Source organism: Photobacterium sp. CCB-ST2H9 (assembly GCF_023151555.2).
Taxonomy (GTDB): domain Bacteria; phylum Pseudomonadota; class Gammaproteobacteria; order Enterobacterales; family Vibrionaceae; genus Photobacterium.
Genome location: NZ_CP100425.1, coordinates 1,748,068 through 1,766,965, shown reverse-complemented (window position 1 = coordinate 1,766,965; position 18,898 = coordinate 1,748,068). Strand labels below are relative to the sequence as shown.

Below are 18,898 nucleotides of genomic sequence, written 5' to 3'. Positions count from 1 at the left end.
TGATGTAATTAATGTTTGTATCATTTTGTAATGTGAAATTGTTTATATTTTTGCTAAAAAATAAGTTATGGTGCATTAGATGCAATAAGTAATGCCTAAATTTCCTAGATTGTCGATGAAATCTTTTCTAGTATCTAAGTAAATAAAAACCCATAAAAAGAAAAGGATGGCTGTGGATGAAGAATGTGCTGATTATTGAAGATAACAAAGTGATGGCGCAGATTTTAGCACAACTTCTGAGAAACAGCGCCCAACCCAAAACGCTTCTTTATGCAGGTTCAACTAGCCAGGCCGAAGCCATCTTTGCTAAATCCAAACTGGTTGGTCATTCACTCGACTGTGTATTTCTTGACCTGAATCTTAACGTTCCCCTCGACGGCATTTCCCTGCTGACACAAATTAAACAGGACTTCCCTCATTTACCGGTGATCATTGTTACAGGAGAAAGTGAAATAGAGACCGTGAAAAAAGTGATATCCCATAAGCCTGACGGCTATATTGTAAAACCACTTTCAATGAAGAAACTGAACCAATGCCTAGAGAAAGTACATCAAAGTCGCCAAATGAGTGCTCAAGGCTAGCGGTTCAGTGTGAATGTCATTTATATTGTTAAATAGAAAACAAAGTTATAGTGCGCTAAGATAAAACAAAAAAAGGTCTGTTGGGTATTCAGACCTTAGATTCATTTCATGCGCGTTTATGCCCCATCTTTTTATTACTGTTTGTAAACGGGAACACGTTACGGATTTTCTGTTTTACTTTGGCCGGTACATCTCTGGAAAAAATCAACTTCGTCGTAAAACGGTTTTTATACACCTTGACTTTTCCATTAAAAGGCTCTCTATGAGCAATGTCTTTGCAGCTATTTAAAAAGCCAGCTGGGATATTCCCTTTCGTTTTGACCAACTCCCCTTGCTCAAAGGTTAACACCATCACCGGACGATCTTTAAAAACCAGGATAAGTACTGCGATTGCAAGTAAAAACACATATTCCATTGTTTCCATCCTCTAACAAACAGCGCCTGATATTAGGTATAGCGAATCAATCAAGCTGAAGCAATTTACTTAAGTCTTGTTTGATGTCCTGAACTTTTTTATTGGCTTCCAGCGACTTACTACTCTCACTCAGCAGATACTCAATCGTATCGGATAGCGTACAGTCTAGCTCTCTGGATTTATCAGACAGCTTTTCCCAAACCCGATAATCCAGATCAATCGATTTCTTCCGGGTGTGGACCTGTTCAGCATTGAAGTGACGTTTTCGTTTTGCACGAATCGCCTGCTTAATTTTGTTATCCAATGCCGGAGACATATGGTTTTGAATCCATTCCAGCACTTTTGTTGGCTCGTGTTCCAGCGCAAGGAAAGACTGCACAGCCGCTTCTGCTTCACTCGTGTCAATGTATCGAGTGATAGCTTCTCCTTCCTTATATTTCTTTGCGAGATAACCCCACTTCCAGCCAGCTTCCAGGTTTTCCAATTGCTGATATTTCATAATCCGCTGCTTATCTGAGTTTGTGAAAGACTACAATTAGTATAGAGTGACAGTGTAACCAAGTTGCCCATGAAGCACAATGATGCAATGAGTAACCTTTTGTTTTTTAGGCCCAGCTAACACAAATCCTGGCTGACCGTTTTCACCTGACCAGCAAAATCCAAACGTCTTCTATTATGCGGACAGCGATTCCTTTATACTGCTGTCTTTTTCACAGTAACGGAATTTACATCGAGATATGCAAGAAGAATCCTGGCGTACCATGCTTCCAGACTATTCGCAGTATGAATCAGTTCTGGCGCAATATGCACAACTCCCCCCTGCACCGACAGGCATTTTACAAGATCGCCTGTGCGATGCTGTACGCCGATTCACAGCAGTTACTATTCAACCCAGAGTTCTTCGGGTTACAGCTCCGGACAACAAAATTTACCGTGATTATGTGATTGATTTAATTCATCACTTCCACAGCGCACCTCAAACGTCAGCTGAAGAATCCTCCGTCATCATTGCAGGTGACAACGTCACTGAAATCAACTTATTTGGTGCAGTTTACCCGCCGCTTGAAGACGGAAAACTGACCAAACCTCAGGTCAAACACGGGTTACTTCATCAAGCCAACAACGGTTATCTGGTCCTCTCTGTGGCGAGTATCCTGGCGAATCCAAGCCTGTGGCCAAGATTAAAAGCCGTATTGATGAATGGTCAGCTTGAGTGGCAACCAGTAACTCAGAAGAAATTATACCCACTTCCTGCGCCAGAATCGCTGAATGTAAAACTCGTATTGATTGGTGACAGATACCTGATGGCTGAGCTTGAAAATGCTGAGCCTGATATTGCTTCCGGATTCAGTATGTACGGGGAATTCGAACAGGATATGCGCCTGGCGCAGGATAACCTGCCGGATTATCTGGGTTATCTGAAATCGATGATTCAAAAAGCAAAGCTTCCCGATATTGCAGACACCGAAGCACTGAAACTGCTGATGAGAACAGGTGCTCGCCATGAAGAAGATCAGAATCGCCTGCCCCTTTGCCCAATCTGGTATTTAAGTTTGCTTTGCGAAGCAGCCATCGAGTCCGAAGGCCAGTCAATTCATGCTGAGCACATTCAACGTTCGCTCAAAGCCAAAGAATATCGCAGCGCTTATTTGCCTGAACGGGCTATTGAAGATATTCATCATGGCCAGGTGATCATTGACTGCCAGGGCCAGGAAGTCGGCCAGGTGAACGGTTTAACCGTCGTTGAGATGCCAGGCCATCCAACAGCCTACGGTGAACCCGCCCGTATCTCTTGTGTCGTGCATTTCGGTGACGGCGATATTTCCGATGTCGAACGTAAAGCAGAGCTCGCCGGTAATATCCATGCCAAAGGGATGATGATCATGCAGGCATTTTTAAGTGCTGCTTTGAATTTGGACCAACCGCTGCCTTATGCTGCCTCGATTGTTTTTGAACAATCCTATAGTGAAGTAGATGGTGACAGCGCTTCTCTGGCGGAGCTTTGCGCATTGGTTTCAGCACTGTCTCAGCAACCGATCAATCAGCAAATTGCAGTTACCGGCGCCGTCGATCAGTTCGGACGTGTCCAGGCCGTGGGTGGCATTAATGAAAAAATCGAAGGTTTTTACAAGGTTTGTGCGTACCGCGGGTTAACTGGTCAGCAAGGTGTCATATTACCGAAAACAAACCTCAGTAATCTGTGTCTTTCCGATGAGGTACTGGAATCGATTCAGCAAGGTCGTTTCCATATCTGGGCTGTAGAGAGCGTGAACGACGCCCTGCCTCTGCTGACGGGTAAAGCTTTCAGTCGTGATGCAAGCAAAGAAGACGGTCAGGAAGACACGTTGCTGGACGTCATTGCAGATCGTATTGAGCATGTACATAGCGGACACAGTGATGACCGCGGCTGGCTGCCATTTTTCAGGAACTGGTTGGGCCACCACTGATCCGAGTTGTTATAGCGTACAGGTGTAAGCTAAATTGCCCCAATAATTTCAAAGAGAAATAAGCATCCAATGAAGAAGTGCAATTCTTATAACCGTGACGATCTCCTCGAATCTAGCCAGGGCAAACTGTTTGGTCCTGGCCGTCCTCAATTACCAGCACCAAACATGCTGATGATGGATCGGATTACCGAAATCACCGATCAAGGTGGTGAGTTTGGTAAAGGTCTGATTACTGCTGAACTGGATATCAATCCGGATCTTTGGTTTTTTGACTGCCACTTCCCTGGTGACCCAGTCATGCCTGGCTGCCTGGGCTTAGATGCAATGTGGCAGCTGGTAGGTTTCTTCCTGGGCTGGATTGGCGGCGAAGGTAAAGGCCGCGCACTGGGTGTGGGTGAAGTGAAATTTACCGGACAGATCCTGCCGACGGCTAAAAAAGTCACTTACGAAATTCAGATGAAGCGTGTCATCAACCGTAAATTGATCATGGGTGTTGCAGATGGCCGTGTATTGGTTGACGGTAAAGAAATTTATGTCGCCAAAGACCTGAAAGTTGGTCTGTTCCAGGACACTTCTAATTTCTGAGTCTGATTCAGTTATTTATCTTTCTAAAGCCGCATTCATGCGGCTTTTTTACGTTTCAGCATCCAGAAAAGGAAAAGCCCCTACTCCAAAGGGGCTCTGCATGGTTGTGGATATGAGGGTGAAAGACTATTATTTATTTCGCGCGGCCAGATTGCACCTCTTCTCTTGCATCACGCCAGCCACCTAGCCAATTCATACGGGCGTCCATTGTTTGATATGGACATGAATCACTGGAACGACCATTTAAACCAGCCTGATAGCCTCGAGATTGTGCGCGTTCCATACGATCCCGCTTTTGTCTCTTCATAGTTCGATCCTCATCCTTATTCATATTCATCATTACCATTACATAATGATGGAGCTTTTGTGACTCCACTTCTAAGGATTGGATATTTAGAGAAAGATATCAACCTTCATAAAAAATCAGGCTCACAACTTGTGAGCCTGATTAAAATTTAAACAAAGTTTGCAAGATTACTGTTTCCGGCGTAACCCAAAAAAAGCCAGAAGTGACAACGTCACCAGGCCAAGAGATCCACCTTTCCGGGTGACCTTCTCTTTTTCATCCAAACGTGCTTGTACTTTTGCATCCGTTTTTGGAACAAGCTGTACCGCGACCAAACGCTCTTCGCCTTCACACTTGGCATCTTTGCTGAGGCTTTGAAAACCGTTCTCGCATTTAAGTGCCGTTGCAGAAATCACTCCGGCATCATTGATCCCAGTCGCCTGCGCAATACGGAATTTATTGGCATTACCGCTAAGGACATCATCGTTCGTCAGATCATCAAGCAACCATGCGGACTTCGCTGGCAATGCATCAGTGACAATGTCATTACCAGCCAGATAAGTGAATGCGCGTTGACGACGTTGACGACCATTCACCTGGTTCACGGTTTCCGTATCAACCCACCCAACGATTTGGTCATTGTTATTAATCTCACTGGCAAAACCATTCGCACCTTTAAAAAATAAGCTGCTTACGGAAGAATCCAGCCAGGAGAACTTTTGTGTGTTGACGTCGTATACATACAATTTTTCAGCAAATGAACGCTCTTCTGAGCGTGCTGACTTCGCAACACCAATAACCTTGCCGTTTTCATTAATGTCCGTCGCGAGCGTATAGCGATAGACACGCTCATCCCCTGATTCAATATTCAGATTCGGGATATAGGATACTGCCCAGTCTTTAGCTGTTGGTGTTCCTGTGACGCCGTCTTTCAGCTTGTAGACAGCGGCGCGCATTGCATAATAGTCATTGCCGACAGAGTCGGTTGTATAACCCACCATCACAGGCTTTTGGTTCACTAAAGCAACAGCCCGAGCTGAAGCCTGGAAAGAACGGTTCTTATCATCCGGATCAAGTGCAGGACGGTTCGAAGCCCTTTCAGACAACAGCTGTGCCTCTGGATTCGTTGCGCTGCCGTCAACGTTCCAGAACACGGCATCATTCGCAAACACAACAAACTGACATGCCCAAGAGTTGAAGATCTGACTCGGGTCGGCACCATTCGTTTTACAATTCGTCAGATCGCTTCGACTCACAGACACATCATCTGGCACCTTCATGTTGTTATTCAGTTCAGAAGGCGAAAATGCTGCGCTGCCAACCACCAGCAGATTACCGCTGTTTTCAGGATATTCCACGGCATCCCAGGCTAACGTCTGGCCCATATTCTTCACCAGATCGTTTCCGGTGACAGGCAACAAAGACACCTGATTGCCATTAACATTCACGAAGCCACGCTTGTTAAACTGGCGTGCGTAGTGATTATTGTTGGCGAAATAGGCAGAGCTCGTGACACCAAGGGTAAAATCACCCAGTGTCGAGCTTCCTAACGCATTCACGGCAGCGTTCGTCGTGACATGATCACTGCTGTCCACCAGCGAACCCAGTGACGGTGTCACGCTAGAGTCATATCCAGCAGCCGTATTGGCAAAGGTCGTTACCCGTTCAAGGTTATCTGACCCATTATCAAGCAATGGTAAGGTATTCGCGTAATAGTTGTTCTGCCATGCAAACTGCTCACGACGTAAACCGCCAAAGCTTTCTCCGTTTTCCGGATTATCTGAATTGTAATCCTTGCCGAAGTAACGGATCTTCGCCCAGGTATCACATGTGTTGAAACCTAATGCTGAATTACAATACCTTTCCAGAGACCACTGATCGTTAATCTGCTGAAAGTTATCCAACTGGAATGGGACTTCATCACGAATATCGACACCATCACTGCCAAAACGGCTTTCACCGTAGAGTTTGTGATCCGTAGAAGCACAACTGGTTTCAAAACAGTTCACACCGCTTGCCGACGGTTCAATCCCCTGACCGTAAAACTGTACCTTCTCAGCCAGCGTACTCGTGTTTTTATCATAGTACTGCAGTGTCTCTACACCGCTCGCGTCACCCGTAATTTCGATGACATCATAAACCGCCGCTTGAGCCTGTGTAGCACTGGCGATGAACACCGCCAGTGCAGAAAACGTGAACGTCTTATGTCGCATTAGGATTCCTTTTGCATTGCTTCTAGCTCTTCCCAGCGCTCAAATGCTTCTTCAAGTGCCTGTTCAGCCTCAGCAAGGCGTGACAGCGTCACTTGAGTATCATCGGGTGCACTCTGGAAGAAGGCAGGATCATTAATTTTCTCCTGCAGACCGGCAATCTCATTTTCCAAATTTTCTAAACGAGCAGGCAGCTCTTCAAGTTCCTTCTGGAGCTTATAAGACAGTTTTTTACCCGGTTTCTCACGGTTTGCCTGCTGCCGCTGTTTGTTTTCAGCTTTTTTCTTTTCTGCCTCAATGGCTTCAGCCTGCGCTTTTGCTCTTTGAGATGCAGAATTTTCTCTCTGGGCCTGAGCATCATGGTAACCACCAACGTACTCATTAATGACACCCTGACCTTCAAAAATCCAGCTTGTGGTCACAGTATTATCAACAAACTGTCGATCGTGGCTGACTAAGAGCAAAGTGCCCTGATAATTGGCAAGAATATCTTCTAAAAGTTCCAGAGTTTCGATGTCCAAATCGTTTGTTGGTTCATCAAGCACCAGCAAATTATTTGGTTTGAGGAACAATTTAGCCAGCAGCAGCCTGTTTTTCTCACCTCCGGAAAGTGCCTTCACCGGTGTGCGGGCACGCTTGGGATGAAACAGGAAATCCTGCAAATAGCCCAGCGCATGCCGGCTACGACCGTTGACCACGACTTCCTGCTTACCCTCAGCCAGGTTATCCAGAACCGTCTTTTCCGGATCCAGAATTTCACGATACTGATCAAAATAAGCAACTTCGAGTTTCGTACCGCAGTGGAAATGTCCCTCTGTCGGCTGGAGTTCACCCAACAATAACTTGAGTAATGTACTCTTACCGCAACCATTCGGACCAATCAGTGCAATTCTGTCACCACGCATCACATTGAAACTGAAATCCTGGATAATTGGGTTTTCATCATAGCGATAACTGATGTTTTCAGCTTCGAAGACCACTTTTCCAGAACGGCGTGCTTCCTGGAGCTGCATATCAGCCTTACCCGTCACTTCGCGACGCTCGCTTCGCTCAACACGAAGCTGCTTCAGCGCGCGAACACGCCCCTCATTACGGGTACGACGGGCTTTAATCCCCTGACGTATCCAGGCTTCTTCCTGAGCCAGCTTTTTATCAAACTCAGCATTTTGTTCGCTCTCAACACGCAGCAGTTCTTCTTTCGCGTCCAAGTACTTATCGTAATCCCCAGGGAAAGAATTCAGCTGCCCCCGATCCAAATCCACAATCCGGGTCGACATGGAACGGATAAAGGCACGGTCATGCGAAATAAAGATAATGGAACCGCGGAAGTCTTTCAGAAACCCTTCCAGCCATTCAATCGTGGAGACGTCCAGGTGGTTCGTCGGCTCATCAAGCTGCAGGATATCAGGATCACTCACCAGAGCTCTCGCCAGTGCTGCTTTCCGTTGCCAACCACCCGACAAATCGGTCAGCAAAATTTCCGGTTTCAGCTCCAGATGTTCAAGCACCGACGTGATCTTATTATCGAACTGCCATGCATCTGCGTGATCCAGCTTCTCCTGCACCTTGGCCAGTCTTGCGAAGTTCGACTCACTTGGGTCCGTGGTAATACTGTCCAGCAGATGATGATATTCACGGAGCAGACCACCGACATCCGACAGCCCTTCCGCAACATAATCAAACACAGTGCCGTCTGCATCGCGTGGCGGATCCTGTTCGAGACGCGATACTTTCAGCTCGCTCATCCGCTGAATGCTTCCGTCATCCAGCAGCACATCACCGGCGATGACTTTCATCAGAGTAGATTTGCCGGCACCGTTCCGGCCAACCAGACACACCCGCTCATTCGGTTGCAGCAAAAACTCAGCGTTATCCAGCAGAGGATGATCGCCATAGGCCAGCTGCGCATTACTAATTTTAATTAACGCCATGACTCTTTAACCAATTAGTCAGTTGGCTGGCATCGAACGGCCAGCCAAGCTCAGAAACAGATCCATTCGCTTCAATGGACACCACAGGAATAGTGACACCGTAACGAGAAAACAGGCCGTCATCAAAAGCAATATCAACAACGTCAACCTGTCCGGCAACACCCGCCTCTGCAAGCAGCGCATAAGCCTGTGCGCAGAGGTGGCACCCTTCCGTACTGTAGAGGATGATAGGCAAGTAACAATCCTTAGTTCAATGTTATGGGCGGCTCAGAGGCCGCCTTCCTTATGCGTGATAATCCAGCAGTTATGAATGTGTTTATTCCGTGCAAAATCCTGAGGTAATGTCTCAGACGAAATATTCTTCGCTTGCAGGCCTAACGCCAGCAGCCCTGCTTCATCCATTTTGAAATGGCGCTTGTTGTTGGAGAAAACAATCTGGCCGCCCGGACGCAACATACGCTTCAGGTTCTCCATCAGCATGATGTGATCACGCTGAACATCAAAACTTTGCTTCATGCGCTTTGAGTTAGAGAACGTAGGCGGATCAATGAAGATCAGATCAAAAGTGTCATCCACTTCCTGCAGCCACTGCAGGCAGTCTGCCTGAATGTACTCATGCTGCTGACCCACCTGTCCGTTCAGCGCCATGTTTTCCTGAGCCCAGCGCAGATAGGTATTCGACATATCCACTGTCGTGGTCGATTTAGCCCCCCCACAAGCCGCATGGACGGTCGCTGAACCGGTATACGCAAACAGATTAAGGAAATCTTTGCCCTTGGCCATCTGACCTAAACGGCGGCGGGTGATTTTATGATCCAGGAACAGACCGGTATCAAGGTAATCAAAAAGATTGATCTGAAGTTTCACACCGTATTCATCGACGGTCATGTAACGGGCAGCACTGGACAGCTTCTGGTACTGACTTTTGCCTTTCTGACGCTCACGTACTTTCAGCACGACTTTATCGCTGTCTACACCAGTCACCTGAATCGTTGCACGCATGATATCCATTAGACGGCGACGGGCCTTTTCTTCAGGAACGGATTTCGGCGCCGCATATTCCTGAATCACGATATAGTCTTTGTATTTATCGACCGCAGCGTTGTATTCCGGCAAATCAGCATCATAGACGCGATAGCAATCCAGCTTTTCCTTCTTCGCCCATTTATCCAGCTTCGAGAGGTTTTTCTTTAAACGGTTCGCAAAATCCGGGGCAACCTGCTGCTCTACCAACTCACCTTCCTGAGCACCTTCCACCTGCTTCACACCACCAGCGGTGATCTTGTAGGTCTTCAGGACACAGTCCAGCGCACCATTGCGCAGTTTAAACTGTTTATCTGCGCGCATTCGCATACAGCTTAACAATTCGTTTGAAGATGAATAAATCGAGGCAGTGGAACCGGCAAATGCTAATTTCAGGCGATTACCCAGCTCGGTATAAAGTTCAATCAGCTCCGATGTCGTTCCCAGACGTTCACCATACGGTGGATTACACAAAATCACCCCGGTTTCGAAATCTTTCGGGCGAACCAGTTGCGCTGCATCACCGTATTCAAAATCCATCAGCTCAACTACACCTGCGCGGCCGGCATTATCTCTGGCAATACTCAGGACACGTCTGTCCATTTCACGGCCATAAAACTTAGCCGTAACTTTACTCACGCCACGACGAGCCTTCACGGATGCTTCAGCATGGATTTCCTGCCAGGCCGGCTCATCGAAATCTTTCAGTGCTTCAAAGCCCCAGTGCTTACGCTTCAGGCCGGGAGCAATCTCCGCAGCAATCATGGCGGCTTCAATCAATAACGTACCTGAACCACACATGGGATCGAGCAATGGTTGTTCAGGCGTCCAGCCACTTTTCATCACCAGAGCCGCAGCATGTGTTTCACGTAATGGTGCTTGACCGGCTTCAGTCCGGTAGCCACGCTGATGCAGGCCGCTTCCCGCCATATCCAGACCCACAATGGCTCTGTCATTGGACAGACGAACATGAATACGCAAATCAGGGCGTTCACGGTCAATGGTAGGACGAGGCTGATTACCTTTGACGAAACGATCAACAATGGCGTCTTTGACCTTCATGGCACCGTACTGGCTATTTCGTATTTCTCGGTTCGTACCGTTGAAATCCACAACAATGCGTGTACTGGAACTGAAATACTGGTCCCAGTTGATAGCCGTTGCACCCAGATAAAGATCCAAATCATTTCTGACGTTGAATTCACTCAGAATCTGAATGATGCGCGATGCTACTCGAGTCCAGAGGCAACAACGATAAGCAGTGTGCTGATCAGCTGAAAAACGCACGCCAGCATGCACCACTTTCACTTGTGAGGCACCCAATTGTGACAGTTCATCGGCTAGGAGATTTTCCAGGCCACGGGAAGTAATAGCGAGATATTGATTCATGAGGTTCTTTTCATACAAATGTTGCGGGCGATTATACCTGAAATCATCGCTAAACACCTGTATCCCGGGTATCAGACGCCCTTTTTTTACACATTTTCCCTGTCAGGCGACCACAATCGTTCATGTTCAGTTGCTGCTCAGTTGCCTTCATTCACCAGCTCAAAAGTGAGCTGACCGCATTGCATATTCAATGCTCCTCTAATGTTCAGACCAAAAGACCGTTTCCCAGGGGAAACAAAAATGCATATCCATCTGAAACCTCGATGGATTTTGACTGTATTGAAGCGCTAACATTCACACATACCGCTTGTTTCCCCATGGAAACAACCATAATAAATGCAAATAAATCAGAAGCTTAATTAATTTAAATCAACTACAGGCACTCTCTTTTGCTACAACTTAGTCATTATTTGCAGGTGAATACTCGCTCTCTCCGCAAGGCTCATTCAACATAGGATTCATTCTTTCCGGAAAGGAAACCATCATTATTTCCCAACAGGAAACACTTGCCGCAGAGTAATTTTCATCACTGTTACGGACTTTCATAATGGAGGAAAATGGGGAAATATTGATGAGAGTGAACGATATTTATTGTGATGAAGCTTGTATTTTTTTGCTGTAAAAAGACAAAAAGAGGCACGAAAAAATGCAAATTTTTACGGTCTTTTGACCTTGGTACCGATTTTTAGATTCGCCGATATGCCCTGAAAATGAGCCATACGTCGAAAAATCGGTCATTGCAGTGGCGAGGTTCAGCATCTTTAACATTTTGCGGAAGTAAACTGTCCCGTTGGGCGCAGCAGAACACTACCCCTGCTCAACGATTGTTCAGGCCTGATAACACGAATTGCTTTCACAATCCTATGCGTCAGTGTGAATCAGAAACAGACATCAAACTGCTGCTGTTCAGTCGAAAACGCGAGCAGTGATAGCTTCGAAAAATAGAGAATCTGGAGCGAGGATTACGAAGGAAGTAAAGGAAGGTTCAACCCCGGTTTAACCGACCAGGGCAAAGCCTAATTCATCATCAATATGGACAGACTGCATTCTGTCATTCATGACCTTAATAACACCACAAAAGTCGATATCCTTACCGATTGCCAGCTGGTGTGGCTCAACATCGGCCAGCATACACAGACTTGCGCAGCCGCTATTTTCAATCACCAGGTATTTCCCAGTGGCCAGTTCAGTGTCCAGAGCAATAATTTCACCGTTTCGTGGCTCATATCCCCCATCTTGTTGAGTGAAGAACCAACTTTTCGGCATCATTGGCTTATGAAACCGGCTTGCAGCGACCGCATTCAGTGCCAACTCGACTTTGCGTGGGGCTGACAGCTCCAGCGTCGCGATGTTTTCCAGGAATGTTTGATAGGTACTTGCATCATCCACAGTGAATTCACTGCGGTTGAACGCACAGGTGATGAGGTGTTTACATGGAATGGAAACGCGGAAAACCATCTCTTCGCCCAAATCGAGCATCAAAGAGTCATTCTTCTGGTCGTAATACCACGTCCATGAATTATTTGGTTTTAACACGATAAGCTCCAATGTCCTTCTATGGACAGTCATCAAAGCAAGAAATTGAGTACGCACAATGAATTGTACTAATCAAGTGATAAATTAAAAGGGGAAAAGACTCAGAAGATCATGCGCTTAAGGAATGTAATTTTGACAACATTCCTGCTTTTATCACGCTTATCTATGAAAAAACGCTCACATAAAATGTGAGCGTTCAGATTGGAAGCCGTTTACTGATAAGTGACAGTGTCACCCACTAGCGCAGATCGCAGTTCATCACGATGTCTTTCACCAGTTGCGGACCATGGTAAATGAAGCCTGAGTATATCTGTACAAGACTCGCACCAGCCAGCAGCTTCTCACGCGCTGCAATCGCTGAATCAATACCACCGACACCAATGATCGGAATCTGCCCTTTCAGCTCGTGGTTCAGCATTCGAATCACCTCTGTACTGCGATGCTGCAGTGGCCGGCCGCTCAAGCCACCAGCTTCATCACAATGCGGCATCCCTTGAACCAAAGTGCGATCCAGGGTTGTATTGGTACCTATCACACCATCGATCTCATTTCGGATCAAAGAGTCGGCAATCTGGATCAATTCGTGATCCTCAAGATCCGGCGCGATCTTGAGTGTCAACGGTACATATTTGCCAAATTTCTCCGCCAGAGCTTTCTGCTTGTGTTTCAACTGAGTCAGAAGATCATCCAGTGCTTCACCATACTGCAGGTTACGCAGCCCTGGTGTGTTGGGAGAAGAGATATTGACAACAACATAACCCGCATGCTCATAGACCTTATCCATACAAATCAGATAATCGTCTACCCCTTTTTCCAGTGGCGTGTCTTTGTTCTTACCAATGTTGATACCAATAATGCCATCGAACTTGGCTTTCTTGACGTTTTCAACCAGTTGATCAACCCCTTTATTATTAAAGCCAAAGCGGTTGATGATGCCTTCAGCCGGCTTTACCCGAAATAAACGCGGCTTATCGTTACCTGGCTGAGGTTTTGGAGTCACGGTCCCGACTTCAACGAAGCCAAAGCCCATTGCACCAAAAGCATCGATACATTCGCCGTTTTTATCAAGGCCGGCGGCCAGACCTACAGGGTTTTTAAAGCGAAGTCCCATGACTTCAACAGGACGTTCCGGGAGGTGTTGACGGTAAAAAATATCGAGAGGAGTACCGGTGATGCGAGAGAAGTTCTTAATAGCCAAATCATGCGCTTTTTCAGGATCGAGCTGAAACATGGCCGAACGCGCGAGGCGGTAAAACATTATACCTCCTTAAAAAAAAGCCCCGTATAAACGGGGCCACATTATTCACTGATTTGGTTTGCAATTCAAATTTAATAGCACTAATTCACGCATTGCGACTGAGAATTTCGCGAATTCATGGGTCGTCCCCACTTTGAATTCGGTCAGAACGCTTTCCCAGCGCTGAATCGCAGGATGATGGTGATCAACCCACAGGTCAATCAATGCTTCCGGCGCTTCACTGCCCTGACCTGCACCAATCACCGCTGAAGTCAGCTGACGTTGCTGCCAGTCCAGATCTTCACGGAAAGAAGCACGAGCCAGTGCCTGCCAATGGTTTTCTACAGGCTGGTTATGTACCTGCTGCAGGAACCAGTGCAGAGACAGCTGAGCACCCAGAACAAAGTAAACGCGGGCAATGAAACCAACCTCTTTGTTCAGCTCTTTCGCAATCTGAGCAATATCCATTGCTGAATACAGGCTGCTCAGGCGTGCGATGTTGTGTGCCAGTTGAGCCGGAACACCCTCTTTGATCATGCTGTTCGCCTGATCATCATGTTCCTTCACTTCCTCTGCAACCAGGTATTTCTCCAGGTTGTCACGCAGGATGTTCAGCGTAGGCTGATAGAAAGCAATTTGCTCTTCAATGCCCATCTTACGGTCGCGGTTGCGCAGGAACCAACGAGTGATACGGCGCAGCATACGACGGCAGCGGTACATCATTTCGTACTGGATATGAGCCGGAACCTGATTATCCAGTTCACGAATCTGCTCGAAGAATTGCTCAAAACCAAACACAGCACGGCCAACAGAGTATGCAGAAGAGATTTCCGCTACAGTAGAGCCGGTTTCTTCCATCAGACGGGTCACGAAGTTGCAGCCCATTTCGTTCGACATCTGGTTTGCCAGAGAAGTTGCAATCAGCTCACCTTTCAGCGGGTGATTTTCCATCTGTGCACGATACTTCTCTTGCAGTGCTTTCGGGAAATATGCTGGCAGCAAGCGGTTATGATAAGGATCTTCAGTGATCTCTTCAGTCACCAGCTCTTCTTTCAGAACCATCTTACCGTACGCAACCAGTACCGCCAGTTCAGGACGCGTCAGGCCAATACCGTCTTTTTCACGCTCAGCAAGTGTTTCATCATCCGGCAGATATTCCAGCGCACGATCAAGTTTGCCTTCTTTCTCCAGGTGATGGATAAAGCGGATCTGCTCTTTCAGCAACTGTACATTCTGGTGCTGAGTCACAGAGATAGATTCACTCTGGGTGTACGCATCATCAAGGACGATCTCACCCACTTCATCTTCCATCTGCTCCAGCAGTTCATTACGTTGCTTGTAGGTCAGATCGCCGGCAGCAACCAAGCCATTCAGCAGGATCTTGATGTTTACTTCGTTATCTGAACAGTCAACACCACCCACGTTATCAATGAAGTCGGTGTTTACGCGTCCGCCGTTCTTCGCATACTCAACACGGCCCAGCTGAGTCATACCCAGGTTACCGCCTTCACCAACAATCTTGGCGCGAAGTTCACTACCGTTCACACGCAGTGCATCGTTCGCACGGTCACCAACATCCGTGTGAGTTTCAGTTCCGGACTTCACATATGTTCCGATACCACCGTTCCACAGAAGATCCACGTCCATGGTCAGGATCAGTTTGATCACTTCATTCGGAGTCAGCGTCTGTTTGCGGGTGCCCAGCAGTTTCTGGATCTGAGGACTCAGTTTGATTGACTTACTGCGACGGGAGAAAATACCGCCACCCTCAGAAATCAGACTGCTGTCGTAATCTTCCCAGCTTGAACGAGGCAGATTAAACAGGCGGTTACGCTCTTCCCAGCTCGATGCCGCATCCGGCGTCGGATCCAGGAAGATGTGCATGTGGTTAAATGCTGCAACCAGTCGGGTGTGCTTCGACAGCAACATACCATTACCGAATACGTCACCAGCCATGTCACCCACACCGGCACACGTGAAATCTGTGGTCTGACAGTCAATACCCAGCTCACGGAAGTGACGTTTCACTGATTCCCAGCCGCCTTTCGCGGTGATACCCATGGCTTTGTGGTCATAACCGTTCGAACCGCCAGAAGCAAATGCATCCCCCAGCCAGAAGTTGTAATCTGCTGATACTGAGTTTGCCAGATCAGAGAACGTTGCCGTTCCTTTATCGGCAGCAACAACCAGATACGGGTCATCTTCATCATGACGAACCACGCTGGCAGGCGGAATAATCTCACCTTCATGAATGTTATCTGTCACATCCAGCAGCGCACGGATGAAGCGTTTGTAGCAACGCTGACCTTCAGCCAGAATTTCCTCACGAGTGGTCATTTGTGGCTGACGCTTACAGACAAAACCACCTTTCGCACCCACAGGGACGATCACGGTGTTCTTCACCTGTTGCGCTTTCACCAGACCCAGGATCTCAGTCCGGAAATCTTCCTGGCGATCAGACCAACGCAGACCACCACGGGCGACCTTACCACCACGCAGGTGAACACCTTCGATATCCGGTGCGTACACGAAAATTTCGAAGAATGGCACTGGTGCAGGAATTTCTGGGATCTCAGACGGACGCAGTTTCAGAGACAGCCATGGTTTTGGCAGACCACTATCATCGAGCTGATAGAAGTTCGTGCGTTGTGTCGCCTGAATCATTTCCATGTAACGGCGGATGATACGGTCGTCATCCAGGCTTTCAACTTCTTCAAGCTTGGCATGCATGTCTGCAATCAGCGCTTCTTCTGCTTTATTGCTGAAATTACGTGCAGGATCAAAGCGCAGTGCGAACAGCTCAACCAGATCACGGGCCAGATCCGTATGATTTGCCAGCGTATCTTCAATGTATTGCTGACTGAACGGGAAACCAACCTGACGCATGTAGCGTGCATAACTCCGGACAATCGTGATTTCACGGCCGGTCAGTCCTGCACACAGCAGCAGACGGTTAAATCCGTCACTTTCCAGTCCACCGTGCCAGATTGCAGCAAATGCGTCCTGGAAACGATCACGTGCATCACTCAGATCAATCTCGCGAGTGCCGGTAACCAGCATAGCGAAGTCCAGGATCCAGTAAACCGTACCGTTCGCTGTAACAACCTCATACGGTGATTCACCAATCACGCGCAGACCCAGGTTTTCCAGCATTGGCATCACATCAGACAGATGGATGGGCTCATCACGATGATAAAGTTTCAGCTTCACAAAACGTGAATCGGTCGCAACTTCCTGCGGACGATAGAACAGCATGCCCAGCTTGTTATCTTCACTCAGGCCTTCCAGCAATTCGATGTCTGCAACTGCAGAACCTGGCAGCATTTGCTCTTTGTATGAACGCGGGAATGCACGAGCATAATTCTTCGCCAGTGGCGTTCCCTTATTCTCACCAAAGTTGGAGATCAATGAATCACTCAGACGATCTTCCCAGGAAACAGCTGCTTCAACCAGATTACGTTCGATCGCTTTTACATCTACATCAAAGTTATTGTTATCTACACGCACAATATAATGAGTTCTCGCTAGTGGGCCTTCAGAGAAAGAAGTGGTGAAATCCACGTTCTGGTCGGAGCCAAAGTACTCCTTGAAAATTTGCTGCGTTTTAATACGCAGTTCGGTGTTGTAACGCTCGCGGGTTACATACACCATGCAAGAGAAGAATCGGCCAAAAGGATCCCGGCGGACAAACAAACGCAGCAGATCTCGATCCTGCATACGTACAACGCCGCTGGCCACTTCCTGCATTTCTTTTTCGCTGGCCTGGATCAGCTCATCCCGCGGATAAGTTTCCAGGATGTTGTTCATCGCTTTCCAAGAATGAGAGCCTTCGGAATAACCGCTGCTCTTGAGAATACGAACGACTTTATTGCGGATCAATGGGATGTTCATCGCCGTCTGATGATAAGCGGTTGCAGCATACAAACCGGTAAAACGATGCTCGCCGATGACATTACCGTCTTTATCAAAGCGTTTAATACCAATGTAATCGGTATAAGCCGGACGGTGGATTTTTGATCTCGCATTACTCTTCGTCAGAATCAGCAGATTTGGTTTTCTTGCTTCAACCCGAGCTGATTCAGGTAATTCGGACAACATTAATGTGCGGGCTTTACCCGGCTTACTCAGCAGACCCAGACCTTGTTCATCACAAGGACGCAGTTCAAAGTCCCCTTCCACAGGAATCAGATCATACTGATGGTAACCCATGAAGGTGAAGTTGTGACGAGTGACCCACTCCAGGAATTCAATCGCTTCATCACAATGACTCTGTTCTACCGGCAGGCTGGCCGTTTTTAATTCTTCAGCAATTGCAATCATCTTGCTCTGCATTGCCTGCCAGTCATTCACAACCAGCTCAATGTCCTGCAAGACTTGCTCAAGTTCAACTTTCAGCGCTTCCATTTCTTCTTTGCTGGACAAACGATCCACTTCAATGTGGAACAGCGTCTGTAAGTCGCCATCTTCGCCACAGGCTTCGATGATCGTGCCTTGTTCATCGCGCTTGAAATAATAAGGACCATTAAACATCAGGTGACTGTTAATCCCCTGACGATTGAGTGTCATACGTACTGAGTCGACCAGGAACGGATGGTCTGGCGTCACAATTTCCACAACCGTGTGGGTTGACTGCCAGCCATAGCGGCTTAATGTCGGGTTATAAACACGAACAGAAGTCTGGTCCGGTTGGTTTTGCACGAGATGGTGCCAGAGGCTCAGAACAGCACCATACAAATCAGATTCATTCCGTTGAAGCAGATCGTCTTCTGCCAGTTGTCCTAACAATCGTTGAGCAAACACTTCGACTAATGACTGCTGAGGGGTTTCTATCTTGTCCTGGATTAAGCCATACACTTTTTCAAGTAGTACCGGCACTATTGGGTCAGGTGCGGTCATAGCAGATGCTCCATCGTTATTACTTTTATCAATCTAGTATAGGGTTTGATAACGACGCCCCGAGTTCAGCACTAAAAACTTCTCTCTGGCGAGGTATAGTTGATTCGGAAGCTATTGTAGGGCGTTTTGTTGCCAAATGGTTACGATAATTACTCTGTAATCAGAAGAAAAAATCGAATATGTGACTAAGGTAGATGTTTTAGCTCGGGGGGACACGGCCAAGGGATAATATGACGCACTCTGTTGCTGTTAACCCTTTAATCTGGTCTAACCATCTAGAAATCAATGGTTTTTCACAGCAAAAAAACTAAATAGCAAAACTGAATTCCCGTCAGAATATGCTTTATTCAAAACAGATAAAT

13 protein-coding genes are annotated in these 18,898 nt (G+C 47.2%); 3 read left to right on the top strand and 10 right to left on the bottom strand.

The genetic code is table 11. The annotated features are described in order from the left end of the window. Nucleotides 1-176: 176 nt before the first annotated feature. Nucleotides 177-581: a response regulator gene (locus tag L4174_RS08285; protein WP_248140305.1), complete on the top strand. Its 405-nt coding sequence runs from the start codon at nt 177-179 to the stop codon at nt 579-581. A gap of 106 nt (nt 582-687) precedes the next feature. Here L4174_RS08285 and L4174_RS08280 read toward each other — a convergent pair whose 3' ends face one another. Next, nucleotides 688-996, bottom strand: a complete 309-nt coding sequence (locus tag L4174_RS08280) for a DUF3634 family protein (protein ID WP_248140303.1) — start codon at nt 994-996, stop codon at nt 688-690. Between the two features lie 46 nt (nt 997-1,042). Beyond that, nucleotides 1,043-1,495: a macrodomain Ter protein MatP gene (gene matP, locus L4174_RS08275; protein ID WP_248140301.1), complete on the bottom strand. Its 453-nt coding sequence runs from the start codon at nt 1,493-1,495 to the stop codon at nt 1,043-1,045. A gap of 238 nt (nt 1,496-1,733) precedes the next feature. On the opposite strand from matP, the gene L4174_RS08270 reads away from it, so the two are divergent. Further along, the gene (locus L4174_RS08270) at nt 1,734-3,443 is read left to right on the top strand and encodes a Lon protease family protein (protein WP_248140299.1); all 1,710 of its coding nucleotides are present in this window, start codon (nt 1,734-1,736) and stop codon (nt 3,441-3,443) included. 69 nt (nt 3,444-3,512) lie between these two features. Further along, on the top strand, nt 3,513-4,028 hold the full coding sequence (gene fabA, locus L4174_RS08265; RefSeq protein WP_036751972.1) for a bifunctional 3-hydroxydecanoyl-ACP dehydratase/trans-2-decenoyl-ACP isomerase: 516 nt from the start codon (nt 3,513-3,515) through the stop codon (nt 4,026-4,028). Nucleotides 4,029-4,161: 133 nt separating this feature from the next. Here fabA and rmf read toward each other — a convergent pair whose 3' ends face one another. The 8 genes from rmf to L4174_RS08225 all read right to left on the bottom strand — a co-directional run bounded on the left by rmf (nt 4,162) and on the right by L4174_RS08225 (nt 18,536). Beyond that, entirely contained in the window at nt 4,162-4,335 is a 174-nt protein-coding gene (gene rmf, locus L4174_RS08260) for a ribosome modulation factor (protein WP_248140297.1), read from the bottom strand. A 167-nt stretch (nt 4,336-4,502) separates the two neighbouring features. After that, nucleotides 4,503-6,527: a DUF3466 family protein gene (locus L4174_RS08255; RefSeq protein WP_248140295.1), complete on the bottom strand. Its 2,025-nt coding sequence runs from the start codon at nt 6,525-6,527 to the stop codon at nt 4,503-4,505. Continuing rightward, nucleotides 6,527-8,455, bottom strand: coding sequence for an ABC transporter ATP-binding protein (locus tag L4174_RS08250; protein WP_254589131.1), 1,929 nt, complete (start codon nt 8,453-8,455; stop codon nt 6,527-6,529). Before L4174_RS08250 ends, L4174_RS08255 begins: the two co-directional genes overlap by 1 nt. Next, the gene (locus tag L4174_RS08245; RefSeq protein WP_248140291.1) at nt 8,442-8,690 is read right to left on the bottom strand and encodes a glutaredoxin family protein; all 249 of its coding nucleotides are present in this window, start codon (nt 8,688-8,690) and stop codon (nt 8,442-8,444) included. Before L4174_RS08245 ends, L4174_RS08250 begins: the two co-directional genes overlap by 14 nt. 32 nt (nt 8,691-8,722) lie before the next feature. Beyond that, nucleotides 8,723-10,867 (bottom strand): bifunctional 23S rRNA (guanine(2069)-N(7))-methyltransferase RlmK/23S rRNA (guanine(2445)-N(2))-methyltransferase RlmL, encoded by a 2,145-nt coding sequence (rlmKL, locus tag L4174_RS08240; RefSeq protein WP_248140289.1) that lies wholly within the window; start codon nt 10,865-10,867, stop codon nt 8,723-8,725. Between the two features lie 996 nt (nt 10,868-11,863). Continuing rightward, on the bottom strand, nt 11,864-12,406 hold the full coding sequence (locus tag L4174_RS08235) for a cell division protein ZapC (protein WP_371929402.1): 543 nt from the start codon (nt 12,404-12,406) through the stop codon (nt 11,864-11,866). A 235-nt stretch (nt 12,407-12,641) separates the two neighbouring features. Then, complete coding sequence (gene pyrD / locus L4174_RS08230; protein ID WP_248140285.1) at nt 12,642-13,661, bottom strand: quinone-dependent dihydroorotate dehydrogenase; 1,020 nt, start codon at nt 13,659-13,661, stop codon at nt 12,642-12,644. Between the two features lie 45 nt (nt 13,662-13,706). Then, the gene (locus L4174_RS08225) at nt 13,707-18,536 is read right to left on the bottom strand and encodes an NAD-glutamate dehydrogenase (RefSeq protein ID WP_248140283.1); all 4,830 of its coding nucleotides are present in this window, start codon (nt 18,534-18,536) and stop codon (nt 13,707-13,709) included. Between the last annotated feature and the right edge of the window lie 362 nt (nt 18,537-18,898).